This window comes from Acetobacter nitrogenifigens DSM 23921 = NBRC 105050 (assembly GCF_000429165.1).
GTDB lineage: Bacteria > Pseudomonadota > Alphaproteobacteria > Acetobacterales > Acetobacteraceae > Acetobacter > Acetobacter nitrogenifigens.
In genome coordinates, this window is sequence record NZ_AUBI01000006.1 from 62,285 (window position 1) to 81,473 (window position 19,189).

At 54.4% G+C, this 19,189-nt stretch carries 17 protein-coding genes; 14 read left to right on the forward strand and 3 right to left on the reverse strand.

Annotated features, from left to right (window positions below):
- Window positions 1-121: 121 nt before the first annotated feature.
- The 3 genes from G442_RS21750 to ptsP are packed head-to-tail and all read left to right on the forward strand — an operon-like array spanning window position 122 to window position 2,928.
- Window positions 122-697 carry a PTS sugar transporter subunit IIA gene (locus tag G442_RS21750; protein WP_084440497.1) on the forward strand — a complete coding sequence of 192 codons (576 nt, stop codon included), beginning with the start codon at window positions 122-124 and terminating at the stop codon, window positions 695-697.
- Window positions 697-987, forward strand: coding sequence for an HPr family phosphocarrier protein (locus G442_RS0110110; protein ID WP_026397907.1), 291 nt, complete (start codon window positions 697-699; stop codon window positions 985-987). The genes G442_RS21750 and G442_RS0110110 overlap by 1 nt, the downstream gene beginning before the upstream one ends.
- Window positions 988-1,047: 60 nt before the next feature.
- Window positions 1,048-2,928: a phosphoenolpyruvate--protein phosphotransferase gene (gene ptsP, locus G442_RS0110115; RefSeq protein ID WP_026397908.1), complete on the forward strand. Its 1,881-nt coding sequence runs from the start codon at window positions 1,048-1,050 to the stop codon at window positions 2,926-2,928.
- A 541-nt stretch (window positions 2,929-3,469) separates the two neighbouring features.
- Here ptsP and G442_RS21755 read toward each other — a convergent pair.
- Complete coding sequence (locus G442_RS21755; protein ID WP_246789405.1) at window positions 3,470-5,761, reverse strand: M1 family metallopeptidase; 2,292 nt, start codon at window positions 5,759-5,761, stop codon at window positions 3,470-3,472.
- A gap of 34 nt (window positions 5,762-5,795) precedes the next feature.
- On the opposite strand from G442_RS21755, the gene G442_RS0110125 reads away from it, so the two are divergent.
- Both G442_RS0110125 and G442_RS0110130 read left to right on the forward strand, forming a co-directional pair.
- A complete protein-coding gene (locus G442_RS0110125; protein WP_026397909.1) occupies window positions 5,796-7,388 on the forward strand; it encodes an adenosine deaminase family protein in 1,593 nt (530 codons plus the stop codon).
- 29 nt (window positions 7,389-7,417) lie between these two features.
- Entirely contained in the window at window positions 7,418-8,497 is a 1,080-nt protein-coding gene (locus tag G442_RS0110130; RefSeq protein WP_026397910.1) for a purine nucleoside permease, read from the forward strand.
- A 193-nt stretch (window positions 8,498-8,690) separates the two neighbouring features.
- On the opposite strand, the gene G442_RS0110140 is transcribed toward G442_RS0110130, so the two are convergent.
- Window positions 8,691-10,178, reverse strand: coding sequence for a globin-coupled sensor protein (locus G442_RS0110140; RefSeq protein ID WP_026397911.1), 1,488 nt, complete (start codon window positions 10,176-10,178; stop codon window positions 8,691-8,693).
- Between the two features lie 225 nt (window positions 10,179-10,403).
- Here G442_RS0110140 and G442_RS21760 point away from each other — a divergent pair, with 225 nt between their 5' ends.
- From G442_RS21760 to G442_RS21780, 9 genes are all read left to right on the forward strand, one after another.
- The gene (locus G442_RS21760) at window positions 10,404-11,879 is read left to right on the forward strand and encodes a methyl-accepting chemotaxis protein (RefSeq protein ID WP_084440499.1); all 1,476 of its coding nucleotides are present in this window, start codon (window positions 10,404-10,406) and stop codon (window positions 11,877-11,879) included.
- A 28-nt stretch (window positions 11,880-11,907) separates the two neighbouring features.
- Window positions 11,908-12,285 carry a response regulator gene (locus tag G442_RS0110150; RefSeq protein WP_026397912.1) on the forward strand — a complete coding sequence of 126 codons (378 nt, stop codon included), beginning with the start codon at window positions 11,908-11,910 and terminating at the stop codon, window positions 12,283-12,285.
- A 10-nt stretch (window positions 12,286-12,295) separates the two neighbouring features.
- Window positions 12,296-14,218, forward strand: a complete 1,923-nt coding sequence (locus G442_RS21765) for a chemotaxis protein CheA (RefSeq protein ID WP_051292187.1) — start codon at window positions 12,296-12,298, stop codon at window positions 14,216-14,218.
- Complete coding sequence (locus G442_RS0110160; protein WP_026397913.1) at window positions 14,215-14,685, forward strand: chemotaxis protein CheW; 471 nt, start codon at window positions 14,215-14,217, stop codon at window positions 14,683-14,685. The genes G442_RS21765 and G442_RS0110160 overlap by 4 nt, the downstream gene beginning before the upstream one ends.
- A 194-nt stretch (window positions 14,686-14,879) precedes the next feature.
- A complete protein-coding gene (locus tag G442_RS24385) occupies window positions 14,880-15,539 on the forward strand; it encodes a CheR family methyltransferase (RefSeq protein WP_211229135.1) in 660 nt (219 codons plus the stop codon).
- Window positions 15,506-16,591: a protein-glutamate methylesterase/protein-glutamine glutaminase gene (locus G442_RS21775; protein ID WP_246789406.1), complete on the forward strand. Its 1,086-nt coding sequence runs from the start codon at window positions 15,506-15,508 to the stop codon at window positions 16,589-16,591. The genes G442_RS24385 and G442_RS21775 overlap by 34 nt, the downstream gene beginning before the upstream one ends.
- A gap of 2 nt (window positions 16,592-16,593) precedes the next feature.
- Entirely contained in the window at window positions 16,594-16,986 is a 393-nt protein-coding gene (locus G442_RS0110175) for a response regulator (RefSeq protein WP_026397914.1), read from the forward strand.
- 151 nt (window positions 16,987-17,137) lie between these two features.
- Complete coding sequence (locus G442_RS24390; RefSeq protein ID WP_161628350.1) at window positions 17,138-17,533, forward strand: chemotaxis protein CheD; 396 nt, start codon at window positions 17,138-17,140, stop codon at window positions 17,531-17,533.
- Window positions 17,534-17,535: 2 nt separating this feature from the next.
- Window positions 17,536-17,889 (forward strand): hypothetical protein, encoded by a 354-nt coding sequence (locus G442_RS21780; protein WP_035376461.1) that lies wholly within the window; start codon window positions 17,536-17,538, stop codon window positions 17,887-17,889.
- 32 nt (window positions 17,890-17,921) lie between these two features.
- On the opposite strand, the gene aroA is transcribed toward G442_RS21780, so the two are convergent.
- Window positions 17,922-19,175: a 3-phosphoshikimate 1-carboxyvinyltransferase gene (gene aroA / locus G442_RS0110185; protein WP_026397916.1), complete on the reverse strand. Its 1,254-nt coding sequence runs from the start codon at window positions 19,173-19,175 to the stop codon at window positions 17,922-17,924.
- Between the last annotated feature and the right edge of the window lie 14 nt (window positions 19,176-19,189).

Genomic DNA, 19,189 nt, shown 5'->3' on the forward strand with positions numbered 1-19,189 from the left:
GCGCCGACGTCGCATCGAGGCATGACGAGTCTGCAACGGCCTCTGCCGAACGATTGACGAGCGGGTCGCGGCGTGCTTCGTCCGAAGCAGACGCACTACGTTGCATAACGCAAGGAAACGCATGATCGGTATTGTTTTGGTCACGCAAGGATCTCTTGGCGTGGCCCTGCGCGAGACGATGGAGCATGTGGTCGGTCCGCAGACGCAGATCGCAACGGTCAGCGTTGGCGCGGATGACGATCTGGCGGCGCGTCGGGCTGAACTGAGCGCGCGCGTAGACGATGTGAACACTGGCGATGGTGTGGTGCTGGTCACCGACATGCTCGGCAGCACGCCGTCCAATCTGGCGGTGGCGATGAGCTGCGCGGGTAAAATTGAGGTTCTGGGCGGCGCCAACCTGCCCATGCTGGTGAAGCTCGCCAAAATGCGCGACCACCGCAACCTTACTGAATGCACGACGCTGGCGGAGCAGGCTGCCCACAAATACATCGCGTGTTCCTCCCACCTGCCGCAGCAATGTCTGGAAGGTGCGCGGAGATGCGCGGAGAGCGCGACGGTCAGGCTTGTTTCGGACGCCCCGGTTGAGCAGGCGGCCGGTGTGCCCGACTGCGTTCAGAAACAGCCCGTGTTACAGTCTCCTGACGCAGGGGCGGCTCTCCGTCCGTCGCTGCGGTCCGTCGACCGTAAGGCTGGATGATGCCCGACGGCGCGGTGGGCGAGGTGACGCGATCCGTTGCCGTCGTCAACGCCAAAGGCCTTCACGCCCGCGCTTCAGCCCGCTTTGTCGCCCTTGCGGAGACCTTCGACGCCCAAGTCACGGTTGATTATGGAGAAGAGAGCGTTCCCGGCCAATCGATCATGGGATTGATGATGCTCGGTGCCGGCAAGGGCGCGGAAATTCAGTTGCGCGCCACCGGTCCTGATGCATCAGCCGCGCTGGACACGTTGGTGGCGTTGATTGCCAGCGGCTTCGGAGAAGACGACTGACCCTGTAGACAGGCGCGCGGCGTCTGGCGCAACATGGCGTTACAAACACAGATCGCGGCCATGAAACACTCGAAACAAGGGACGGAACGGGCGACAGCGGATAGCGGTCGACGAGCTCACACGAAGGAGCGCCCGCATTCGCTGGAGACCAGAACCGAGCAGGTTCTGACCGGCGAGTCGATCGGGGTCGGCGTTGCGATAGGGCCGGCGTTTGTCGTGCGAGAAGATCCGGCTCCGGATCTGCGGGAGCGATTAAGTTCGCTAGACCGAGACGAGGAAGAGGGGCGTTTCCGCGACGCCGTCATCCGGTCGATCTCGCAACTCGGAAAACTGCAGGCGAGACTGGCGTTGTTGCCGGAAGACAGTCAGTTCGAAATCGGGTCACTGCTTGACGTCTATCGGCGGATGTTGGGACCGTCGCGTCTGCAACGCGGGGTGATCCGGCGCATCGCGGAAGGCCTGTCTGCAGAGGTGGCGGTCTTTGAAGAAACGGAGGCTCTTGCGCAGGCGTCGCATCCGCCACAGGGCGCAAGAGCGGGCAGTGGCGAAGACGCTGCTGCTGCCAGAAGGCGGGCTGACGAGTTTCGCGAAATCGGGCGTCGCCTTCTGCGCAATCTGACGCGGACGCCTTTTCTGACGTTGCGGGGCATGCCTGACGGCGCGATCCTGGTTACTGAATCGTTGCGTCCCTCTGACGCTGCGTTGATCGACCCGTCGCGGGTCGCCGCCGTCGTCAGTGAAGAGGGTGGCGCGACCGGCCACACGGCGATCATGCTTCGGGCGCTGGGCATTCCCGCTGTCCTCGCCGTAGCGGGGGCGCTCGACGCGGTGGCCGGTGGGGCGCAGGTGGTGGTTGATGGAGATCGCGGGCGTATCGTCGTCGATCCGGCCCACGACACTCTTGTGGAGGCGAGAGGGGCTGTCGCGACCTATGCACAGGATCGGCAGAAGCTTGGACGGATGCGCCGACTTTCGTCCAAGCTGGCGAGCGGCGAGAAAGTCTTGTTGCAGGCCAATCTGGAATTACCCGCAGAACTGCCGTTGATTGCGCAGTCCGGCGCCGCGGGGATCGGTCTGTTGCGTACGGAGTTTCTATTCATCAACTCCGAAGAACTACCGGATGAAACGACGCAGTTCGAGCTTTACGCCAGTCTGGTCGAGGCGATGGGCGCGGATACGACCACGATCCGCGTGCTCGACTGGGGCGGTGAAAAACCGAGTGAGGCGCTGGAGCGGGCGGGGCTGTCTACGCTGGGGGAGACGCCGAATCCGGCGCTCGGGCTGCGGGGGATACGCTTGTTGCTAAAGCATCCGGCGCTGCTGGAGACCCAGCTTGCCGCGATCCTTCGCGCGTCGGCGGTCGGCCCGCTGCAGGTTCTGTTACCGATGGTGACGGTTGCGGAGGAAATTACGGCCGCGCGGGATATTTACGAGCGCGTGGCCCGCAGGCTGCGGCGCAAAGGGGTCGCCCTCGCGGAAACTCTGCCGCCGTTCGGCGCCATGATCGAAACGCCTGCCGCAGCGCTTACGGCAGGCGTGCTTGCGCATCACGCCGATTTTCTGGCGATCGGAACCAATGACCTCACCATGTACGCCCTGGCGGCCGACCGTGCGTCCGCCGATGCCGCGTCGCTTTATGACGCGCGGCATCCTGCCGTGCTGCGCATGATTGCGGACGTGGTGAACGCCGCCTTGCAGCACCGCACGCCCGTTTCCCTGTGTGGGGAGATTGCCGGGGACCCCGCTCTTGCGCCATTGCTGGTCGGGTTGGGGTTACGGTCGCTGTCGATGACGGCCTCGGCCGTGCCGCGCGTCAAACAGGTCATCCGCTCCGTGCGTTACGAAGAGTGCGTGCGTCTCGGGCGCCGCGTGTTGGCGGAAACCGACAGTAGAGCGATCATGAAAGTGTTGCAGGAATTCGGAAACGCCGAGGTAGGGTAGTTTTTTGTGATTGTTTTCTGAAGAGAAAAGAGTTTTTCTAAATTTTCTTGATCGGCGGGCTAACATCCGGGCAATGAGTCGGAGCCGTAGCCGCGAGCCAGTATGAAGGGCAAAGTTTCAGTCGAGTCGAGTGGCGTGGCTTTCGTCCAAAAACCAAAAGCGCACCGGACAGGGGGGAAAGCTGCAAGCTCGTCCGGGCCGACGCCGTGGGGTCGTCAAATGGACAGTTAATCGTGTTTTGAGGATTTTCTCCGATTTGCAATGAGATTTTTGCCGTTAGAAAGGTAATTTCCAAGGAGTCTATCGCTAAATAGGCGCGGTTTTCTGGTGGCGGACGGAGGCTCAGCGCTGATGCGAGGTTTGTGATGCGCCTCGATTTCAAGACGAACTTTCTTCGGCGTGCAGCCCTCAGCATACGCCACCCGGTCCGAGGCGCAGCTTACGCCGCTCTCGTAACCCACAGGCTATGATGGCGGATATATCAGACGGCGGCGTTCGTATTGCCGCCGTCCGGGCGTTTACGCCCGGTTTGTCCGACGCCTCAGTGCTGCTGAGGCGCCGCGGTCGGGACTGCGCCGTATGAATTATCTGCACGATTGACGTCCGGAATGGCGCGGTCCGGATCGAGAACCGCAGTGCGGATCTGTTGTGAACCGGGGATCTGCAGCGTAATTTCGTTGCGCAGCATCCATGTTTCCGTGGGCAGCGTCATACGTGCGGAGCTTCCGTCCGCCCAGGTGATCTGTAGTACGACAGGCAGGGGCAGCCATCCATGGTTGGCGACCTGAACAAGGGCGCCCTTCTTTGGATCTCCATCGACGTAGCTAACTTGTTTGACGGCGTAGTCGGGCGCCCAGTTGTTAAAGTACCAGCCGCGCCAGAACCATGAGAGGTCCTCGCCTGCCTCGCTGTCCATCAGACGGAAGAAATCGGATGGCGTGGGATGGTGGTACGCCCAGAGTGAGATATAGCGTCTGAACGCCCGGTCGAAACGGTCGGGGCCGAGAATCTGTTCTCTCAACAACGTCAAACCGTAAGCGGCTTTGAAGTAGGTGATGGGATGGCGATATTTTTCCGACACCACTTCGCTGGGCGCCATCAGGACCGGGGCGTCAGGGTCCTTAAGAACTTTGATGATGTCGTCTGCTGGTTTTCCTGTATCCGGCGCGTATTCAGAATCATGCTTTGGCGCGAATTCGCCGTGGTTGAAGTGATCCGACGCAAGGGCATCGATAAAAGTGTTGAAACCTTCATCCATAAACGCATTGCGGCGTTCGTTCGAGCCGACAATCATCGGGAACCAGCCGTGGCCGAGTTCATGCGTGGTGATCCAGAAAAGCATCGGGTCGCGATCCTGCATGCCGTCGAAGACGATGCCAGGATATTCCATGCCCGCGCCATGGCCGCCGACGTTGATGGCGTTTGGCCAAGGATACGGGTACCACTTTTCGGAGAAATATTCGATGGCGTGCTTGACGTAACTGGTTGAGCGATCCCACCCGTGCGACCCAATGCCCTCGACCGGATAGACTGACATGGCGAGGCGTGGCGCAGGAGGTTTGCCCGGCGCCGGCGCGACGGGCGGCAGGTCCAGCTTCGCCGCATCCCACAGAAGCGCGGCTGAGGCGACGAACGCGACGTCGCGGCTATCGCTCATGTGGAAGCGCCACGTCTTGGTCGTGGGGGCCTTGTCAGGTTTGGCCTCGGCCTTTGCGTCCGGTTTGGCAGGAGACGGGGTCGCGGTGACGGGAGCAGGCGGTGGCGCTATTGCGGCTTCTACGTCCGCCTGCGTGCGGATCATCACGCGCTGGTCGCTCTTCGACGCCGTCACCAGACGGTCGCGCTGCTCCTGCGACAGGACCTCCGCAGGATTGGCAAGGGCGCCGGAGCCAACGACGATGAAATTCGCCGGGACCGTCACACTGTAATCGAAATCGCCGTAATCGAGGTAGAATTCCTGACCGAGATAGGGCGCTGTGTCCCATCCGCGAATGTCGTCATAGACAGCCATACGGGGATAGAACTGGGCGATCTCGTAAATGTCGCCGTTCTTGCTGGGCGTCACTGATGTACGGCCGCCCCATGGGCCCGGCACGGTGTAGTGCCATGTGATACGGAGCTTGATCTTGCCGCCCTTCGGCAGAGGCTGGGGCAACGGCGTCTGCATGCGGGTGTCGGAGACGAGGGGTTGGATCGGGGTCGTATGCCCGTCGTCGCCGACTGAGACGCTTTCAATGGAAAAACCGTCCGTGTGGTTCGCGTGCCGTTCGGGCGACGAGAAATCCGCACGAGCGCCCTCCTTGTAGATATTCTGGTCGAGTTGCACCCACAGCGTATCAAGATCGCCTGGGCTGTTGTTGGTGTACGTGATGACCTCGCTACCCGTGACGGTCTTGTTGGTCGGGTCGATCGACACCTTGATGTCGTAATCGGCCCCGTTCTGCCATGCCAGCGGGCCGGGAGCGCCGGAGCCGGACCGGTAAGCGTTGACTGGCTGAGGGGAGGCGAGTGGCGCGAAGATCCGTGCAGGTTCAGGCGGAGGAGCGCCGGCGGGCGTCTGATCCGCTGCGCGCGCCGAAAGCCCCGGGCATGTGGTCGCGACCAGCGCGGCGCAGGCGAGAAGCGCCAGCCGTTGGCTCACACGCCTTCCGTTCGGATGTCGTTGATCGGGTTCAAGATCGAAGGGAGCGGTCGTCGGGATGATGTGCCGGGGCAAGGAGCATAACCTTTCGCAATCGGCGCCCATAGCGGCAGGCGCTTCGTTCGTCATGGTGGTGTAAGGTGCAGCCGAACCAGCCTTCGCCGTCAAGCCGCCGCCCGTCTCGATCAGCATTGCCAAGCTGTGCGGGAGAGAACACGATACCGCAATGACGATCCGAAGCTCGCTTTTCGCCCTCGCTCTCTCTGCAACGCTTGCTCACGCCGCGTTGGCTGCTGCTTACGCTGCCTCTCCTGCGTCGGCGGTCTCGTCGGCGGATCACGATTTCGACGTAACGGCGTCGCGTTTTGACGAAATCCGCACTAACCCTGCCCGGCTGCGCCCTTTCATGCAGGCGTTTCCCAAGGGCGCCGACCTGCATAACCATCTCGTCGGCGCGATCTACGCCGAGCATATGCTCGATTGGGCGGCGCGCGACCAACTCTGCGTGTCGGTCGGCGGCGCAATCACATCCGCGCATTGCGCCGCCGGCGGCCATGACGTCAAAAGCGGTGGTTTGCCAGCCGCTGCCGTAATTGCAGATCCAGCACTCTACGCGCGCTCCATTGACGCCCTGTCGATGCGGGATTTCGTGCCGACCCCGGAAGACCGGTCGGGGCATGACCATTTCTTCGCAACGTTCGATCGTTTCATGCCCGCCACATACGCGCATGAGCCGGACATGCTCGCCGATGCGTTGAACCAGGCGGCCATGGATCATGTCCGCTATGTTGAACTGATGATTTCGCCGCAACTGATGCCGGTCGCGGGCCTTGGTGCTAATGCTCAGGTCGAGGACGACGCCGCGCTCAACCGCACATTGGCCTCGGTGTCGCCACGGTTTGCGTCGCTCGTCTCCGCCGCCAGCGCGGAGACCGACAAGATGGAGGCAGGCGCGCGGCAGATCATGCGGTGCGGGTCGCCAGACGCTGCGCCGGGATGTGGCGTCAGCGTCCGTTACCTGTATCAAACGGTGCGTGTGCTTCCGCCCGGTATGGTGTTCAGCCAGCTCGCCTTTGGCTATGCGCTGGCGGAGGCTGATCCACGTTTTGTCGGGATCAACATCGTGGCGCCGGAAGACAATCCCGTGGCCATGCGCGATTATGCGCTTCACATGCGGATGTTCCACTTCCTGTCCGCCCGCCATCCAACGGTGAAGCTGTCTTTACATGCGGGCGAATTGACGGGCGGTCTCGTACCCCCGGAAGGTTTGCGCGACCATATCCGCCAGGCTGTCGAGGTCGCTGGCGCCAGTCGCATCGGTCACGGCGTTGATGTTCTGTCGGAACGCGATCCGGACGGTTTGCTGGCGGAACTGGCGCAGCGTGGCGTCATGGTCGAGATCAATCTGACCAGCAACGATCAGATTCTCGGCGTGCGCGGCGATGCGCACCCTTTCATGACCTACCGGGCGCATGACGTTCCGGTCGCTTTGTCCACGGATGACGAAGGCGTGTCGCGGGGATCGCTGACGAACGAATATCTGCGTGCGGCCCTGACTTACCCGCTGTCCTACACCAACCTGCGCGACCTTTCCCGTACGGGGCTGGAGCACGCCTTCGCGCCGGGGCGGAGCCTCTGGGCGCAAATGACGCCGTTCAGGATCGAGAGCGCGTGTGCGGGAATTGCGCCCGGTTCCGATGCCGCCGCCGGGCCTTGTCACGATTTGCTCGCCAGTAGCGAGAAGGCGCGCCTGCAATGGGCTCTGGAGGGCGATTTTATTCGTTTCGAACACAACGTGGCTGCTGAAAAGCCGCTCTGATCCGTCCTGCTCGACAAAGGTTTTGTTCCATGCGTTTTCGTGCCGCTCTTTTTTCCGCCGCAGCGTTGTCAGCGGTAGTTTCATCCGTCGCAAGCGCCGCGGAGCCTCAGCTTCCGGTTCGCGTCGTCGTGGTGACGACTTTCGAGATCGGTAAGGATTCGGGCGATGTGCCCGGCGAATTTCAGACATGGGTCGAAAAACTGCCGCTCAGCCAGGAACTGGCTGCGCCCGGCACCGATCATGGTCTGATGCGCTACAATCCAGACCTTCAGGTGTTGGGCGTTGTCACGGGAGAGGGGCCTGAGCATATGGCGTCCGCGATGACCGCGCTCGTGCTCGATCCGCGTTTCGATTTGCGAAAGACCTATTTCGTATTGGCGGGAATTGGGGGCATCGATCCGAAATTCGGTTCGGTGGGGTCTGCCGTCTGGGCGCCGCGCGTGATCAATGGCGGTCTCGCGCATCTGATTGACGCCCGGGAGATACCGAAAAGCTGGCCAGACGGTTTCACCCCTGTGATGGGGGCGACGCCGACGGATAAACCGACGCCGCCTTTGCATTCGCAATGGGGTGACATGGCCTACACGCTGGACCCTGCTTTGGTCTCGTGGGCTTATGGTCTGACGCGCGACGTGGCGCTGCAGGACACGGACGGCTTACGGGCCAGCCGGGAGCGTTACCGTGGTTATGCGCACGCCCAGAAGCCTCCACGGGTCATGCTGGGCGACACTCTTTCGTCCGAGACGTTCTGGATTGGCGCGCGTATGAACGCCTGGGCGGAGCGCTGGGTGGCATATTGGACTGAAGGCAAAGGTGTATTCGCCACCACGGCAGAAGAAGATGTTGGCTTTATGCAGGCCCTGACGGCGCAGGCCCGAGCTGGGCGCGTCGATATCAACCGCGTCCTAATTCTGCGTACGGCCAGTAACTACGACATGCCTCCGCCGGGTAAAAGCGCAGCCGATTTGCTGGCTGAGGAGGCGCATGAGTCAGGTTTCTCCGGCTTCCTCCCTTCGCTCGACGCCGCATACCAGGTCGGTTCGGTTGTGGTTAGGGAACTGGCCATGCATTGGGGCAAATATCGTGACGCAGCGCCAAAAGGGAACTGATAGACCGAAGAAGCGCAATTGATCGTCAGTGAGATGAGATTGCGCCGTTTTAGAGGCCTTCTCGCTATGCCAGGCGAAAGGTGTGGTCACGGGCGCCATTGCGTTCGTGACGCTTGAGTTCGTCTTCGGGGCAGTGGAGAGGCGCCAGTTTTTTAGCCTCCACACCCTACGATGAGAACGTCGCCGCCTGTTCTTATCCCCGGGAAATGCGCTGCCGTCGCTTCTGCTCATGAACTTTGAAGTTCATGACCAACTGCATCAGGTGAGTGGAATTTCTTGCAAGCTCGTGGCTTACCCCCGTGGTTCGTCGCATCATGGCTGCGTTACTTCTCATCTCGCGCTCCAGCGTAACTACACCGGCATTGATCTCGTCAATTCGAAGGGCCTGCTCCTCGGCTGCCTCGGCGATTTCGCCAACCAGCCCTCCGGCGTCCACAACCGATCGCGAAATACTCTCGAGCGCAACGCCGGTTTCGTTCACCAGCTTTACACCCTTTGTGACGTCTTCACCGATAGTTGTGATCAGGGCTCTCGTTTCTTTTGCCGCGCCTGCCGAGCGTTGCGCCAGAGCGCGGACCTCCTTTGCGACGACCGAAAAACCCCGCCCAGCGTCGCCCGCGCGCGACGCCTCCACTCCCGCATTCAAGGCCAGGAGATTGGTCTGAAGCGCGATTTCTTCGATGAGCCCAATTATTTGGCTTATCTTTCCACAAGATTCGGCGATCTGATCAACCGCTGCTATCGTTTCCGCAACTACCGTCCGGCTTTGTCGCGCCTCCCGACCGCAAAGAGAAACAGCAGCATCGGCGCTCTTTGCTCGTTGAGCAACAGATTTTACCGAATCCGCCAGTGGGCCGATGGTGTTGCAGACCGATTGAGGGCCTGTAGTTTGCTCAGAAATTCTCTGCAATACCTCTTCACTCGCTTTGCGAATTTCGCGAGCGCCAACCTCTACCGATTCGGAGGAATGTCTTACTTCAAGGATGATCTCGCTGAGGCCGTTGATGACGTTGGCGAAAGCCCCTTCCAAACGCCCTCCGTCATGTGACAAGGCCTCATAGTCGCCGAGTAGAAGGTCTCCCTCCGCGACGCGATCCAAAGCAGAGGCGAGCGTGTCGAGACTTGCTATCCTGGCTTCCTGCGCTCGAACTCTTGCGCCCTCCAGATTCTCCAGATAGGTCGAAATCGCTAAATCCATATCCAGAAGGACAACCTTGATCAGAAGCGCGATTTGCTCGCCCAGTTCCTCCCCTTCGCTCTTCGGAACGGGCGCGGAGAATAAGGATCGCTTGGCGGACGGCCATGCGTTTTTGATCGCGCTGCGAACGACTTCTCCCAAAAGGACACTGTAGCCGGCAATATACCAGCCGGGATTTAATCCAAGCTTGGCATGCATGTTCCCGATTGCGGTAACTGCGGAAATGTAATCCGATCCGAATTTTGCGTCGGTGACAGAATGCCAATGGCTTTTTTGGCGTCCTTTTGCAGATTTTATATGTTCTGAATTCTCAAAAAAATTTGAAAGTTCGGAAACTTGTAAAATTTTTTCATAGAAGAGATCCAGACCTGCTGGTATTGCTTTCATAATGTCTGGTTGGGCGGAGCGAATGATATCGCACTCGCGTGTTCCTAACCCTAAGAACTGAAGCTTGCGTTGTATGTCGTCATGTAAATTATTCACGCTGGAATCCCGTCGAAAAGGCAATAAAACAGATTAAAGACCATAATTTAAAAATAATGCCGAATATATTACCAAAAAGTTGACGAAGGGTGCCGACGCTCTTTAATGCGTCTGGTAACCATTTTTTATCAAAATAGGGCGTTTACTACGTTCGATGGGGCCGTGTGAACGGGATTAGTATTGCGGAGTCAATTCATTTTTCGGCCCGCCAATGAAAGTGGAAAAATGCGCCTGTTTCGTTCTTCTTTGGAGAGTTTTGTTTCGGCGTACATAAGCTGTATGATAATTTTCTTTTGTGCTTTTTCTATGATGTTGCGGTTAGACGGTAGTGAGTTTTCGCCATTTTTAATTGGATTTACGTGTCTCCTATTTTTATTTTCTACTTTCCCCGTGGTTGTTTTTGTTGTCAAAAAAATAATATCGCCGATTCGTGAAATAATTCAGTCTATTAATCAGGTAAGTTCCACATCTAAAATAAATATTTATTCCACCTCTGTTAAATTTGGTATAATAAAAGATTTGTGTCAAGCTGTAGATTGCGCTAACTCGAAGTTCGCCGATCGCGTGGATCATTTAAAAAAAGAATTGAAAAACGAAAATGTAGCAAAAAATAATATTCAACTACGTTTGGATTTAGCAGAGAAAGAGAGGGATTCAGCGAACCACGCTCTGGAGCAGATGGTGGACGCGATGAAGAAGCTCGCCTCTGGTGATTTTAGGTGCCGTTCTTCAAATATTATAGACAATAAATATCAAATTCAAAGAAATATATTCGATAAGTCAATTGAAAAATTAGCCGAAATATTTGGGAGAGTTGCGTCAAGTGTAGCGACTATAGCGTCGGGTTCATCGGAAATTGCGCTAGCGTCTGATGATCTGGCCCGTCGCACTGAAAGGCAGGCCGCCAATCTCGGTGAGACAGCCGCGTCCGTAAATACAGTTACTGTTGGGGTCCAGAAAACAGCTCAGGCTGCCCTTGACGCTAGAAAAGCGGCGGGCGGCGCTCGTGACGAGGCCACGGAGTCCGGTGCGGTGATGAAGTCCACTATAGAAGCGATGCGCGAAATAGAGGATTCTTCAAAAAAAGTCGCAGATATATTGGGAGTTATAGACGAAATTGCATTTCAAACAAATCTACTTGCGCTAAACGCGGGGGTGGAGGCGGCAAGGGCCGGCGATGCAGGGCGTGGCTTCGCAGTTGTTGCGACGGAGGTTAGATCGCTTGCACAGCGCTCTGCGGCTTCCGCAAAAGACGTCAAGGAACTTATCCTATTATCAGGACGCCAGGTTTCACGCGGGGTGACGTTGGTGACACAGACCAGCGCGGCGCTGTCGAAGATATCACACAACGTAGGAACCATATCGTCCCTGATCGAAGACATCTCGTCGTCTGCACATCAACAAGCGGAGAATTTGACAGAAATTAACAGAGCTATTAGTGAAATGGACCAGACGACGCAGCAGAATGCCGCGATGGTAGAGCAAACAACGGCAGCAAGCCACAATCTTACCAGAGAAACGAGGGATCTTGAAAATCTCGTGGGTGATTTTCATATGAAAGATCATATTCGCAACCTCAGTAAAAAAACACAACAAACAAAATCTTTGGTTTCTTTCGATAAAATAGAACAAAAAAACTATCAAAATACAAAAAATAAGGAAAATAAAATATCGTCAGATGAGGGATGGGAAGATTTTTGAAATTCACAGATTTATGGAAATTAAAAAAATGTCGAATATTATTGTCATAGTTGACGACTCACGCACTATAAGAAATTTATTAAGTAAAACTCTGCACGCTGCGGGCTATACAGTGCGGCAGGCGGCCGACGGCGTAGAGGGCGTTCAATTGGTAAAATCGCTCGTTGAAGCTCCCGCCGCAATAATAACAGACCTTAACATGCCCCGCATGGATGGGTATAATTTCATAAGTAAAATTAGAATATTGGAGTTAACAAAAAGAACTCCGATACTCGTTCTTACGACAGAAACGAGTCAAGACAAGAAAATTCTTGCGCGAAATGCGGGAGCTACAGGTTGGATAGTCAAGCCGTTTACTCCTGAAGTTCTTGTGCGGGTTGTCAATCGTATAATTTTCGAAAAATAGGAGTAAATTTATGGATGATTTCGATTCCATAAAAAATATATTTTTCGAGGAGTGCCACGAACTCCTAAGCGAACTTGAACGAAGTTTGGAGATAATTGAAAGTGGCGACTTTACCGACGAAATTGTCAATGCGGCATTCAGATCTGTTCATTCTGTAAAAGGTGGAGCTGGCTCATTCGGGATGCCGGACCTCGTGCGCTTTGCGCATGTATTTGAGACGGCTCTTGATCTTTTGCGTTCAAAAACGCTCCATATTGATTCCGGCGTCATAAAAATATTTCTTAGAGCAACCGATGTTCTTAGTGATTCATTACAAGCGGAGCGCGAAGGGGCCGCCCACCCCTTTGAGAGGCAGAATCAAAGTATCAAAGAGCTTATCTCTCTTGGTTGCGATAATTCATTAAGTGCAGATAAATTTCTGAATCGAGATGATAACCTGCGAGAGTTAGACGGGGAAGAAAAGTCTTTATCTTTGTTTTCCCCGGTTTCCATAGAGTTGTCAGATATTGATAATGCCTCTGGTGAGGAATTGGATATTGCTTTTGAAATATTCGAAGATAGTGAAGGTAATTCATCGCCTAACGGCGCGGACAAATCAGAAAAATCCCGGAAAAAAAATCTCAATAATGAAATTAATGAGGGAGAGTCAGAAAACGCTCCGACCATAATTAAAGTAAGTCCACAAAATAATAATGTAACTATTAGAGTGGATCTGGAAAGAATAGACAAGCTTGTAGATTTAGTAGGAGAGTTAGTAATCGGGCAAGCAACATTGCGAGAAAGGTATGAAAAAAATCATTGGGGACGAGCAGAGCCGGTATCGATAGAAAACGCGTTGAGTGATATTGATCAACTCACAAGAAACATCCAGGATGCCGTAATGGCTGTCAGAGCGCAACCATTGCGCACAGTTTTCCAGAGAATGCAAAGAGTTGTGCGTGAGGCGGCTCACGCGACTGGAAAATCAATTCAGTTAGTGATGGATGGCGAGGATACAGAAATCGATCGAAGTCTGATTGAAAGATTAACAGATCCTCTCACGCATATGCTTCGGAATGCAGTTGATCACGGAGTAGAGTCGACGGAAGATCGGTTAAAAAATGGAAAAAGTGCCGACGGAGTAATTCGCCTATCTGCAATTCAAAAATCTGGAAGAATTATAATTACGGTCGCGGATGACGGTGCTGGGATTAATAGAGAGCGAGTAAAATCAATTGCAATCAAGAAGGGAATTATAAATTCCCAGGCGAATTTAAGTGAAAATGAAATAGATAATTTGATATTTTTTCCCGGCTTTTCAACATCGTCGACAGTCAGTGATTTGTCCGGTAGAGGAGTGGGTATGGATGTCGTAAAAAAAGCGATACTTGATGTTGGCGGGCGTGTGACGATCTTTTCCGAGAAAGGTGTCGGTTCTACTTTTCTCTTGAGTTTACCATTGACGCTTGCGGTAATAGAGGGAATGGCGATAACCTCCTGCGAACAGACGCTTATTCTTCCAGTTTCGTGCATAGTGGAAACTATGTTGTTTAATTACAAAGATGTATTTGTGATGGGTGACGGCGTCTCTGCCCTTTCCATACGCGGCGTATTTATGCCGTTACTCGATATAAGCGTTGTTTTAGGATTTTCAACAGGTGAAAATTTCCAGGATCGTGAAGTTATTTTAGTTGTTGAAGATGATGATGGAAACAGGGTCGCGTTGTTAGCTGATGGCATAGACGGACAGATGCAGGTTGTAAGCAAGAACGTAGAGAAGAATTTTCGTGCGACTCGAGGCATCTCAGCCGCGACTATTTTGGGAAACGGCAATGTCGCACTGGTTTTGGATGCGGCGTCGATAATTCACATGGGCTCGGAAAACGTATGTAGATTGCCATATCCGAGTGGACTTGCGGGCATTGAACGTCGCTCGCCGGAGTGGGCGACATGACAGGCTTTTTGCGACAAGAAATCGATGATGGAGCAAATAAAGTAATATCTTTTCAGGTAGGAAAACAAGAATATTGCATTGACATATTGAAGGTAAGAGAGATACGCGGTTGGCTCGGGGCGACGCCGATCCCATTCGCTCCCGATTTTGTCAGTGGAGTGATCAATCTTAGAGGGATTGTGCTTCCCGTTATAAACATGCGTCAGCTTCTGGGCAACTCCGTAGATCAAGACGGGGGACGTGACGTTGTTATGGTAGTCGAGATTTCTGACAAAATTTTTGGATTTTTAGTGAACAGTGTCTCTGATATAATCGATGTCAAAAAGTCGATGGTTCAGGGCGTTCCAAATGTTGCTTCCGATAGGGAGAAAGGATTTGTGTCTGGCCTCATCTCGATTAATGATCGAATGGTGGGAGTTCTAAGCTTGGAGGTGGTCGCAGCGACGATACTGGAGTCGGTAGCGTGAGACATAGCGTCGGATTCGACGATGAATTTTCTGATGTGCCTTACTGCCAGGACGACATAAGAAATATACAGGATATAGTTTGCGAAAAGTGTGGGTACTCCAGAGATAGATTAAGTAAAACCTTAGTCTACTCACGAGTGTCTCGACGCGTTCGGTTTTGTAATTTTTTAGATTTCTCGACTTACATAAAATTTGTGACCAGCCCGACAGGAGTTGATGAACTCGATCGAATGATTGACGCGCTGACGACAAATGTTACGGGTTTTTTTCGAGAAAATCATCACTTCAAGCATATGAATCGCGTAGTAGTGCCAGAGCTAATTTCCCGCGCTCGACGTGGCGTTCCAGTCAGGATATGGTCCTCGGCATGCTCATCAGGCGAAGAGGCTTACTCGATTGCAATAACGATATTAAGCGCATTTCCTGAGGCTCACAGTTGCGATGTGAAAGTGTTGGCAACGGATATAAACACGGAAATGATTGATATTGCGAAAACAGGTATGTACTCTAGATATAAAGTAGAAAAATTATCGGACGATACAAGGCGACGCTGGTTCTTTCCAATAAACGAGCATTTTTCTGTTGTTAAACAAGTGAAAGATATAGTCAGTTTTCGACGTCTCAATCTCCTGTCAAATTGGCCGTTTAGTCGAGATTTTTTGGTTATATTTTGTAGGAATGTCACCATATATTTTGATGAAGATAGGAAAAATTTTGTGTGGAGTAGGCTCTTTTCCTGCCTTTCCCCGGGTGGATATTTATATCTCGGGCACTCTGAGAAAATTCCGGAGCATTTGCTTATCGCAGCACGGAGCGATTCTTGCCCGACTACCTATCGCAAGAGCGTGAAATGAGCGGGATAATTCGTGTTTTAGTTGTTGATGACTCACGTACTGGCAGAGCGTTAATTGCTGCTGCTCTTCGGCGTGACTCAGCCATCAGAATAACGGGAATGGCGAACGACCCGCTGGAAGCGCGCGACATGATAATCGCCGACCAGCCGGATGTAATCACGTTGGATGTCGAAATGCCAGCGATGAACGGCCTACAATTTCTCGAGAAAATCATGCGTCTTCGTCCCATTCCGGTTGTAATGGTGTCGGGTTTTACCCGGAACGGTGCTGATCTTTCGATAGAGGCGTTGCGTTTAGGTGCCTTTGATTGCTTCCCAAAACCCTCTGCCGGGGAAGGGATTGTTGGGTACGCGCGGTTGGTCCCGATCGTAAAGCAGGCAGCGGCTTTTGGCGTACCGCAAAGGCGCAATCCTCTCGCGGTGCCAAAATTGCGGAATGAGACTTTACCGAACATTTTGAGGCCTGAGATTGAGGCCATTTTTATTGGCGCCTCCACCGGTGGAGTGGAGGCGCTCGGGGAAATCCTCCCGGCGTTGGCGGTCGACGCACTGCCTGTAGTGGTTACGCAACATATGCCACGGCTTTTCACGGCCAGCCTTGCCTCAAGGTTGAATCGATTATGTGGCGTTACAGTTGTCGAGGCGAGTCAAGGGGATGTCCTTCGTTCCGGCACGGTCTATATTGCGCCGGGAGGTGATCGACACCTTCGAATCGACCGCAGTGCGGGGAGATTTGTTTGTGACCTTGCTCCGGGCGGGTCTGTAAACGGTCATTGTCCTTCTATTGATGAGTTGTTTTATTCAGCGGCAGAAAATTTTGGTCCACGCTGCCTGGGAATCATTTTGACTGGAATGGGGTCTGACGGGGCCGCCGGATTGGGCGCGATGCGTAAAGCTGGAGCTTTAACTATTGGGCAGGACGAAGCAAGTTGTGTCGTTTATGGCATGCCGCGGGTGGCTGCGGAAAGGGGATCGGTGGCACGTGTGATGTCTTTACCTGAAATAGCGTCGGTGATGGCGGAGTTTCGATCCATTGAACCGGGAGTAGTGTGATAATGCCCGCCGCGTCGGCAATCCGAGTCTTGATCGTTGATGATCAGACATCAATACGTACTCTATTAAGAAATAGTCTCGCTCAATTGGGAGTATTTCAGGTTTCTGAACGACGTAATGGTAAGGAAGCTTTGGATTTTTTTTCAGAAAATCAGGCGCATCTCATTATTTCGGATTTCAATATGCCGGAAATGAATGGTCTTGATTTGTTGAAAAACATAAGAGCGACACCCAAAACAGCGAAAATCGCCTTTATTATTTTGACGGGGGAAGCGAGTAAAGATTTGGTGCAAGAGGCGATAAAGCACGGCGTGAATAATCTGCTGGCCAAACCCTACACTGTTGGAAAATTGAAAACCGCAATTGAGGCAGTATTCGGTGTCATTACGGTTTGACGTGATTTCACGTGGTGCCCTGCCGTATCAGATTACCGGCGCCATGTTGGGACAAATTCGGATATCTTGCGATTCTCGCGAGATATTCGTTGCCATTCTAGGATCATGTGTGTCGGTTTGCTTATTTGATAGGTGCGCCAAAATAGGCGGTATGAATCATTTTCTTCTACCGCACTCAGCGTTTATTCCCTCACAGTCAAAATTTTCTTCTGGCGTGTACGCCAAGGAGTCTTTGGTAGACGGCCTTCTTTTGTATGGCGCTCGCCGGGGCAATTTGCAGTGTAAAGTATTTGGCGGCGCGACGGTACAGCCGCGATTGGGCGATATTGGGAATCGAAATTCTGAATTCATTAGAGAATATCTTTCTTCTGAGGGAATTATTTGTGTGGCGTTTAGTCTGGGGGGATCAAAAGGACGTCGGATAAGATTTTGGCCGGTGAGTGGTCGGGCGCAACACGCCTGGATGCGTGACGCCGGTGACGGAATTATGGTAAATCATACAAATAGAAATAAAATTCCAGTTCCTGCGCGTGTTGCGGATATGTGATTATGGATTCTGACATATCTTTGAGCGCTGTGCTGGAGCGAATCAGTAAACTGACTTCGGCTTTGGGAGCTAAACTCGAGAGCTTGCAGGGGGTGGTGGAGGAAATCGAGGCTCCTGAAGGCAATGACGCATTGGCGATTGAATTTCAGGCGCTGGATTACGCTACTCAAATGGCGTTCGTGTTGGGGGGGGTCATCGGGCGTATTGCCAAGTGTCCAGCCGTTATCGAACGGCATGTAGAGCTCAATCTGTCTCCGATACTGGATTGCGTCACGCTTGGCGAAATTGCCATGTTCTTGCGCGAAGGCGAAACTGTGCGGCGTGATGAAGCATCGGTGGAACCGGAGATTTTTTGACGGTCCAGTTCCACGGAAATTCTTTTTCTTTATTAAGCGACATCGACCCCGAGATTTCGTAGGGCATCCCAGAACCCCGGATAGGTCTTGCCGACGCATGATGGATCAAGGATTTCTATCCCCTCGATCATCAAGCCTGCAAGAGCGAAGGCCATGGCGATGCGATGATCCGCGTAAGTCTCGATTTGCGTCGGGAGCGATGTCCCTGCGAGTGAGGGATCTCCGTTTACAATCAGATCGTCGCCCTCTTCGGATGCCAGACCCTGACGGATGCGGTTCAGTTCTGTGGAAAGTGCGTTGATGCGATCGCACTCTTTCACGCGAAGATTCCGAATGCCGCAAAAACGAACCGGCGTTGCATTGAACGCAGCCATGACTGCAAGTGTCGGAATTGCGTCCTGCATCTGAGAACCGTCGATCTGTGACGGCATATGCGGGAACGCTCGTATCATCTCGTAAGCGCGCGCATCGGGTTGTGAGAATGCTTCGGGCGCCAGTCCGACGTCGATGACGCCTCCCGTAAGCGCGCCAGCGGCCCACAGGTAAGTCGCGGCGGACGCATCGGGTTCAATGACAAGATCACACGCAACGTAGCGTGCTGGTTCGACACGCCAGCTCATAGGCCCGGTTTGTTCGACCGCACCGCCGAAGGCGCGCATCGCGGTCAACGTCAGATCCACGTAACCTCGGGCGTCAAGCCCAGAACCTTGCAACTGGATTTCGACCGGCGCATCGGCTTTGCCTGCAGCCATGAGGATCGCAGAAACGTATTGGCTCGAAAGTCCGGCGTCGATCGTCACGAGCCCGCCTGAGAGACGTCCAAAGCCCTGCACCGTTACTGGCGGACATCCCGTTGGCGCAGCTGCGTCCACGCCCAGCGCAGTCAGGGCGGCGATAAGTGGCGCAATGGGGCGCTTGTGCATATGTGCATCGCCATCCAGCACAACCATGCCGGGCACGTAAGGCGCTATGCCGGTAAGGAAGCGAACGGCTGTGCCAGCATTGCCCAGAAACAGCGGAGCGTCGGGGCGCTTCAGGTTTCCGGTTCCGGTGACGACGAAAGTCGTGTCGTCGGGTTCTTGCACGTCGACGCCCATTTGGCGTAGTGCGGCAGCCATATATCGCGTGTCGTCGCTCTTGAGCGCCCCGGTCAGACGGCTCACGCCCTCAGACAATGCGGCCAGAGGCAGCGCGCGGTTCGTGATCGACTTCGAGCCGGGCGGCGTGACGTGCCCAAACAGGGGCCGGTTGGGGGGCGTGACGCGCGCCGCAGAAGCGATGACCATGGAACCTCCGCCAT

Bases quoted from the DNA above. Each gene is read 5' to 3' on its own strand.
- G442_RS21765 (WP_051292187.1), top strand. From the start codon at position 12,296: ATGGATGATTTCGATTCCATAAAAAATATATTTTTCGAGGAGTGCCAC.
- G442_RS0110130 (WP_026397910.1), top strand. From the start codon at position 7,418: ATGCGTTTTCGTGCCGCTCTTTTTTCCGCCGCAGCGTTGTCAGCGGTA.
- G442_RS21780 (WP_035376461.1), top strand. From the start codon at position 17,536: ATGGATTCTGACATATCTTTGAGCGCTGTGCTGGAGCGAATCAGTAAA.
- ptsP (WP_026397908.1), top strand. From the start codon at position 1,048: ATGAAACACTCGAAACAAGGGACGGAACGGGCGACAGCGGATAGCGGT.
- G442_RS0110150 (WP_026397912.1), top strand. From the start codon at position 11,908: ATGTCGAATATTATTGTCATAGTTGACGACTCACGCACTATAAGAAAT.
- G442_RS24390 (WP_161628350.1), top strand. From the start codon at position 17,138: ATGAATCATTTTCTTCTACCGCACTCAGCGTTTATTCCCTCACAGTCA.
- G442_RS21755 (WP_246789405.1), bottom strand. From the start codon at position 5,761: ATGCTGATCGAGACGGGCGGCGGCTTGACGGCGAAGGCTGGTTCGGCT.
- aroA (WP_026397916.1), bottom strand. From the start codon at position 19,175: ATGGTCATCGCTTCTGCGGCGCGCGTCACGCCCCCCAACCGGCCCCTG.
- G442_RS0110175 (WP_026397914.1), top strand. From the start codon at position 16,594: ATGCCCGCCGCGTCGGCAATCCGAGTCTTGATCGTTGATGATCAGACA.
- G442_RS0110110 (WP_026397907.1), top strand. From the start codon at position 697: ATGCCCGACGGCGCGGTGGGCGAGGTGACGCGATCCGTTGCCGTCGTC.
- G442_RS0110160 (WP_026397913.1), top strand. From the start codon at position 14,215: ATGACAGGCTTTTTGCGACAAGAAATCGATGATGGAGCAAATAAAGTA.
- G442_RS21760 (WP_084440499.1), top strand. From the start codon at position 10,404: ATGCGCCTGTTTCGTTCTTCTTTGGAGAGTTTTGTTTCGGCGTACATA.
- G442_RS0110125 (WP_026397909.1), top strand. From the start codon at position 5,796: ATGACGATCCGAAGCTCGCTTTTCGCCCTCGCTCTCTCTGCAACGCTT.
- G442_RS21750 (WP_084440497.1), top strand. From the start codon at position 122: ATGATCGGTATTGTTTTGGTCACGCAAGGATCTCTTGGCGTGGCCCTG.